The organism is Microbacterium sp. NPDC097977 (assembly GCF_040302605.1).
Classification (GTDB): Bacteria; Actinomycetota; Actinomycetes; order Actinomycetales; family Microbacteriaceae; genus Microbacterium.
The window spans coordinates 1-6,469 of record NZ_JBEOUR010000114.1 but is presented as its reverse complement, the minus strand read 5'-3'; the positions used below and the strand labels follow the sequence as shown (position 1 = coordinate 6,469).

The 6,469-nt window shown below is 69.9% G+C and carries 7 protein-coding genes; 5 read left to right on the top strand and 2 right to left on the bottom strand.

The genetic code is table 11. The features are described 5' to 3' along the window. Together ABTZ43_RS16605 and ABTZ43_RS16600 are read left to right on the top strand one after the other, a co-directional pair. Positions 1 to 479, top strand: a 479-nt coding sequence (locus ABTZ43_RS16605) for a sensor histidine kinase (RefSeq protein WP_350539572.1), incomplete at its 5' end; no start/stop codon positions are given. Beyond that, a complete protein-coding gene (locus ABTZ43_RS16600) occupies positions 476 to 1,102 on the top strand; it encodes a response regulator transcription factor (RefSeq protein ID WP_350539571.1) in 627 nt (208 codons plus the stop codon). The genes ABTZ43_RS16605 and ABTZ43_RS16600, both read left to right, overlap by 4 nt. 20 nt (positions 1,103 to 1,122) lie before the next feature. On the opposite strand, the gene ABTZ43_RS16595 is transcribed toward ABTZ43_RS16600, so the two are convergent. Both ABTZ43_RS16595 and ABTZ43_RS16590 read right to left on the bottom strand, forming a co-directional pair. Beyond that, positions 1,123 to 1,251 carry a type II toxin-antitoxin system RelE family toxin gene (locus ABTZ43_RS16595; protein WP_350539570.1) on the bottom strand — a complete coding sequence of 43 codons (129 nt, stop codon included), beginning with the start codon at positions 1,249 to 1,251 and terminating at the stop codon, positions 1,123 to 1,125. Between the two features lie 5 nt (positions 1,252 to 1,256). Continuing rightward, positions 1,257 to 2,219 (bottom strand): LacI family DNA-binding transcriptional regulator, encoded by a 963-nt coding sequence (locus ABTZ43_RS16590; protein ID WP_350539569.1) that lies wholly within the window; start codon positions 2,217 to 2,219, stop codon positions 1,257 to 1,259. A gap of 152 nt (positions 2,220 to 2,371) precedes the next feature. On the opposite strand from ABTZ43_RS16590, the gene ABTZ43_RS16585 reads away from it, so the two are divergent. The 3 genes from ABTZ43_RS16585 to ABTZ43_RS16575 are packed head-to-tail and all read left to right on the top strand — an operon-like array spanning position 2,372 to position 6,356. Further along, complete coding sequence (locus ABTZ43_RS16585; protein ID WP_350539568.1) at positions 2,372 to 3,904, top strand: mannitol dehydrogenase family protein; 1,533 nt, start codon at positions 2,372 to 2,374, stop codon at positions 3,902 to 3,904. Then, the gene (locus ABTZ43_RS16580) at positions 3,901 to 4,905 is read left to right on the top strand and encodes an L-idonate 5-dehydrogenase (protein ID WP_350539567.1); all 1,005 of its coding nucleotides are present in this window, start codon (positions 3,901 to 3,903) and stop codon (positions 4,903 to 4,905) included. Before ABTZ43_RS16585 ends, ABTZ43_RS16580 begins: the two co-directional genes overlap by 4 nt. Positions 4,906 to 4,964: 59 nt before the next feature. Further along, positions 4,965 to 6,356 carry an MFS transporter gene (locus ABTZ43_RS16575; protein WP_253385095.1) on the top strand — a complete coding sequence of 464 codons (1,392 nt, stop codon included), beginning with the start codon at positions 4,965 to 4,967 and terminating at the stop codon, positions 6,354 to 6,356. Positions 6,357 to 6,469 lie beyond the last annotated feature (113 nt).

Genomic DNA, 6,469 nt, shown 5'->3' with positions numbered 1-6,469 from the left:
CCGCCGCCGCGAATCTCATCGAGGCGCGGCGATTCATTCGCGAGCTGACACCTCCCCAGCTCGACGATCAGACCCTCGGTGGGGCGCTGCGTCGGCTGGCGCGCACGCAGTGGGCGACGCAGGGACTCGACGTGCAGGTGCGGGTCTCCGATACCGTCGTCCTACCCATGCACCTGCAGACGGCACTGCTGCGCATCACGCAGGGTGCGATCGCCAACGTCCTCCAGCACGCCCACGCGACCACGGCGACGGTCACCATCGGCATCGAGGGCGACACCCTCCGTTTCACCGTCGAGGACGACGGCACCGGTTTCGACGCGGAGCTTCCTGAACCAGGGACCGCCGGGAAGTCGGACTCCTTCGGCCTGCGCGCCACCGCCGAGCGAGTGCATCAGCTGGGGGGACGGCTCGATATCGACACCGCGTCGGGTCGAGGAACGACACTCACCGTCGATCTGCCCCTGACGGAGTTCGCATGATCCGCCTCGTCATCGCCGACGATCACCCCATCGTGCGGGCGGGCCTCGCCGCCCTGTTCAGTCTCGAAGCGGATCTCGAGGTGGTCGCCGAGGCAGGCACACCCGAAGAGGCCGTGACCTGCGCCGAGCGCGAGAATCCCGACGTGGTGCTGATGGACCTGCAGTTCGGCGCCCAGTCCCCGACCACGGGTGTGGACGCGACCCGACGCATCCGTGCGCTCGAGGCTCCGCCCTACGTGCTCGTGCTCACGAACTACGACTCGGATGCCGACATCCTCGGCGCCGTCGAGGCCGGCGCGAGCGGCTACCTGCTGAAGGACGCGCCGCCGCACGAGCTGACCGCCGCCGTGCGCGCAGCGGCCGCCGGAGAGAGCGCGCTCGCTCCGGTGATCGCCTCCCGTCTGCTGGATCGCATGCGCGCACCCCATGTCAGCCTCAGCAGCCGAGAGATCGAGGTGCTCGAACTCGTCGCCGCCGGGCGCTCGAACAGCGAGGTGGCTGACCTGCTCTTCGTAAGCGAGCGGACCGTGAAGTCGCATCTCGCGCACATCTTCTCGAAGCTCGATGTCAGCTCACGCACCGCCGCGGTCTCGGCGGCGCGCCAGAAGGGGATCCTCCGCTGACACCCGGTGTGTCGCGGACCTCAGATGTCGTAGACGGCGCGTCGATGCGCGACACGGACGACCGTCACGAGCACCTGCTCATCGATGACCTCGTAGAGAACCCGATAGTCGCCGACTCGTATTCTCCAGGCGTCGTCGCGAGGACGCACCCCCCTCAGGCGGCGGGAGCAGCCGTCGACGCGCGCACGATCAGCTGAGACCCGAGAGTCACGACGTCGTCGATCGCGGTGCCGTTCATGGCCTGCAGCAGCAGGTCGACCGCGAGTGCGCCGCTGCGCTCGATCGGCATCCGCACCGTGGTGAGCGCGGGGGTGACCGCGCCCGCGAGGTCGATGTCGTCGATGCCGACGATGCTGATGTCGGCGGGGCAGCGCTTGCCGAGTTCGAGCAGCCCCGCCTCGAGTCCGAGAGCCACGAGGTCGTTGTAGGCGATCACGGCCGTGGCTCCGCTGGCGGCGGCCGGGGCAGCGGCGGCCCGGCCTCCCTGGATCGACGCGGCGTGATGGCTGAGTCCGGTGAGGAGGATCCCGTGGCGCTCGCACGCACGGGCCACCGTGTCGGCTCGGCGCGCATCCGCCCAGGACCCGCGGGGTCCCGCGGCGTAGGCGATGTGCGTGTGACCCAGGGCCGCGAGATGCTCGATGGCCTGCGCCGGGCCGTGCTCGGTGTCCATGAGCACGCAGGGCGCGCCGTCGATCTGACGGTTGACGATGACGTACGGGGTGTCGCCGACGAGCTCGAGCACATCGGCGTCGGGCAGACGCGGACTGCATAGCAGCATGCCGTCGAGCTTGCGCGCCTGCTCGATCTGCTCGCGCTCGCGACGCAGGTCCTCGTCGGCGTCGAACAGCACGATGCGGTGACGCCCGTGCCAGGCCTGGCCCTGCACGGCCTTGAGGAGAGTGGCGTAGACGGGGTTGGCGACGTCGGGAACGACGACCCCGAAGGTGCGGGTCGCGGTGGCCTGCTGCGACGCGGCGTACCCGAGTTCACCCGCAGCCTCGAGAACGCGGCCGAGCGTGTTCGGGGCGAGGCGATCCGGCTCTCCGAAGGCGCGGGAGGCGGTGGCGATCGACACGCCTGCGCGCCGTGCCACATCCGTCAGCGTCGCCGCCATGTCGACCTCCCACCCTCGCAGGCAATCCTACGATCCCCCCTCCCGATGTAAAACCGGTTGACAAGTTTGTACAAACAATGCACACTGATTTTCATGACGATCAACGCCGATCACCCTCAGCGGTGCGCGGCCCCGAGCGAAGGAGCCACCGCGTGAGCGACGACACACCGGTCCTGCGCCGCACCACCCCCGCGAGCGCCACCCCCGGAGCCGCCCCCTCGGCTGCCGGCATCCTGCACCTCGGACTCGGAAGCTTCCACCGTGCGCACCAGGCCGTCTACACGGCAGCCGCCCTGCAGTCCGCCGGCGGCGACTGGGGGATCATCGGCGTCGCCTCGCGTTCCCGCTCCATCGTCGACGCGATGCACGCCCAGGACATGCTCTACTCGGTGGCCACCATCTCGCCCGGCAGCACCTCCCTGAGCATCCCCGGCGTGCACACCGATGCCTTCGTCGGCGCGGAGCAGCCCGAACGCGTCGTCGCGCAGATCGCCGACGACGGCATCCGCATCGTGACGCTGACGGTGACCGAGAAGGGCTACAGCTACTCCCCCGCGTCGCAGGCGCTCGACCTCGACGACGACACCGTGCGCGCCGACCTCCGCGGCGGTGCCCCCCGTTCGACCATCGGCCAGCTGGCCCGCGGGCTGCAGGCGCGTGCCGCGGCCGGCGGAGCACCGATCTCGATCCTCAGCTGCGACAACCTGTCGGCCAACGGCGCGCACACCGAGAAGCTCGTCCGCGAGTTCCTCACCGAACTGCCCGGCTCCGAGGGCTACGACGCACTCGCGTTCCTCGACCGCGCCGTGACGTTCCCCTCCAGCATGGTCGACCGCATCGTGCCGTCGACCACCCCCGAGCTGCGCACCCGCGTCAGCACCCTGCTCGGCGCCCGCGACGAGATCCCCGTGCCCGCCGAGCCGTTCACGATGTGGGCGATCGAAGACCGCTTCGCCGGCGGCCGCCCCGCGTGGGAGGCCGGCGGCGCCGTCTTCACCGACGAGGTCGGACGCTACGAGCAGATGAAGGTGCGGCTGCTCAACGGCACGCACTCCCTCATCGCCTACCTCGGTGCTCTGAGCGGAGCGGCCACGATCCCCGAGGCGATCGGACTCGACGGCATCGAGAGCGCCGCGCGCGCCGTGCTGCGTGACGAGTACGAGCCCTCGATCGAGGTGCCCTCCGGCGTCGACATCCGTGCGTACGAGAGCGAGCTGTTCGAGCGCTGGGCCAACAGCGCGCTGGGCCACCGCACCAGCCAGGTCGGCACCGACGGCTCGGTCAAGCTGCGTCAGCGCATCCCCGAGCCGGCACTGCTCGCGCTCGGCAAGGGCGAGATGCCGCACCTGATCGCTCTGACGGTCGCCGGCTACCTCTCGTGCATCGCTCCGCTGCCCGGGTTCGACCCCGGCCTGCACGCCGCCGCGATGACCGACGGCGCCCGCGAGCGCCTCGCCGGATTCGCGGCGAGCGCCCGCACCGGTCGTGAGCTCGCGCAGCGCGTGATCGGCGACCTGCACCTGTTCGGTGATGGACTCGGATCTCAGGATGCGTTCATCGCCCGCGTCGGCGAGCTCGTCGACATCATCCGGCGACGCGGCGTCGACGTCGCGATCGCGGATGCCGTCTCGGCATCCCGGACCACCGCATCATCACTCATCAGCGCAGAGGAGCTGCAGCCATGAAGTCTCTCGCCATCCACGGCAAGGAAGACATCCGCTGGGAGGACCGCGAGGTCCCGACCCCCGGTGAGGGCGAGGTGCGCCTCCGCGTGAACTACGTCGGCATCTGCGGGTCCGACCTGCACTACTACTTCCACGGCGCCAACGGCGAGTACACGATCCGCGAGCCCCTGACCCCCGGTCACGAGCTCTCCGGCGTCGTCGACCTCGACCCGTCCGGGCGCCTCGCACCCGGCACACCGGTGACCGTGCACCCCGCCCGCTACGGACCCGAGGTCCGGGGCCTCGAGAACCGTCCGCACCTGCGCTCCGGGGGCGACTACCTCGGCAGCGCCGCGGCGGACCCGCACCGTCAGGGCGGAGCATCCGAGCTCCTGATCGTCGAAGACCACATGATCCGCGTGCTGCCGGCCTCCCTTCCGCTCGAGCGTGCAGCCCTCGCCGAGCCGCTGGCCGTCGCGATCCACGCCGTGAGCCTCGCCGGTGACATCACCGGCATGCGCGTGCTCGTGATCGGGGCCGGCCCCATCGGCCTGCTCGTCGTGGCCGCCGCGGTCAACGCCGGAGCATCCGTCGTGGGCGCCAGCGATGTCCGCTCCGAGCCCCTCGACCGCGCGCAGGCACTCGGCGCGACCGAGGTCTCGCTCGTCGGCCGCGACACGATCGAGAACGAGTCGTACGACGTCGTCTTCGAGTGCTCCGGCGTCGGAGTCGCGCTCTCCTCGGCCGTCCGCGCGGCCCGCCGCGCCGGCACCATCGTGCAGGTCGGGATGCTGCCCAACGCCGACATCGGAGTGAACCTCGCCCCGATGCTCGCCAAGGAGCTCACGATCCGCGGTGCGTTCCGCTTCTCCACCGAGATCGACGATGCGATCGCCCTGCTCGCCGAGTCCGACGCGCTCGACTCCGTCATCTCCCACGTCATCCCGGCATCCGACGCCGTCGAGGCCCTCGAGCTCGCTCGCGACTCGTCCGCCTCGGCGAAGGTCCTGCTGTCCCTCTAGCCACACCCCTCCGCGCCCCCGCGCACCCCACCTGTTCCCGGTCCGAAGGAGTACCTCCCATGTCAGAAGCCCCGACGACGGCCCCGGCCGTCGATCCCGCCGAGAAGAGGTCGGTGCGCGACCTCGTGCGCGCAGCCATCTCCGGATGGCTCGGCACCGCCCTCGAGTTCATGGACTACCAGCTCTACTCGCTGGCCGCCGCGCTCGTGTTCGCCGACCTGTTCTTCTCGTCCGAGAACCCCGCGGTCGCGGTCGTCGCCGCGATGGCCACCTACGGCGTCGGCTACGTCGCGCGTCCCGTCGGCGCGTTCTTCTTCGCCCGTCTCGGCGACAAGACCGGCCGCACGAAGGTGCTGTTCTACACGATCCTGCTGATGGGTCTCGCGACCACCCTGATCGGCTTCCTGCCCACGTACAACCAGGTGGGTGTGCTCGCGCCGATCCTCCTCGTGCTGCTGCGCATCGCGCAGGGCTTCGGTGCGGGTGCCGAGATCTCGGGCGCGGGCGTCATGCTCGCCGAGTACGCACCGGCGAAGCGCCGCGGCATCATCGCCTCGCTCGTCGCACTGGGCACGAACTGCGGCACGCTGCTCGCCTCGGGCATCTGGGCGATCCTGCTCGTCGCCTACAGCGAGCAGGAAGTCATCGACTGGGCATGGCGCATCCCGTTCATCGGCAGCGCGGTCATCATGCTCTTCGCCATCTGGGTGCGCTTCAACCTCAAGGAGACCCCGGTCTTCGAGGAGCGCGAGGACGTCGTCGACGGCAAGGCCCTCTCCAAGGAGGACACGATCAAGCTCGCCACCGAGACCGGTGACGTGCGCACCCTCGAGGCGATGGAGCGCAAGCCCTGGAAGGCGTTCTCGATCGCCCTCCTGCTGCGTTTCGGCCAGGCCGGCAACTCGGGCATGATCCAGACCTACCTGATCAGCTACATCACCGTCGTGCTGCTGCTCGACCGCTCGATCGGCGTCAACGCCGTGATCGTCTCGTCGCTCGTCGCCTTCATCACCGTCCCGCTCTCGGGCTGGCTCGGCGACAGGTTCGGCCGCAAGCGCATGTACATGATCTGGGCGGTCATCGCACTCATCGTCATCGTCCCGACGATGCTCATGATCAGCAGCGGTGTCACGCTGCAGGTCTTCATCGGCTACGTCGTGCTGCACAACCTCGCGGTGATGAGCTTCGCCTCGCTCGAGAACCTGACGCTCCCCGAGCTGTTCGGTGCGCGCAACCGGTACACGTTCACGGCCATGGCACGCGAGATCGCCGCCATCGTCGCGACCGGCGCAGGCCCCGTCATCGCCGCCGCATGGGTGTCGGCCGCCACCGGCTCGTTCATCCCGATCATCATCATGCTGTTCATCTTCACCCTGAGCGCGCTCATCGCCTCGATCTGGATGCCCGAGGTCGCAGGCCGCGACCTGACGGACCCCCGCGACGCGATCTGATCGCCCCGCACCCACTCGGGGTGCGGCCGCGACGCTTGCGCTCGCGATCGCGCGCTACGAGCGCTCTCCCCGCAACCAGCCCAGGATGCCGCGGCGTGGGCGCTCCTCCCGAG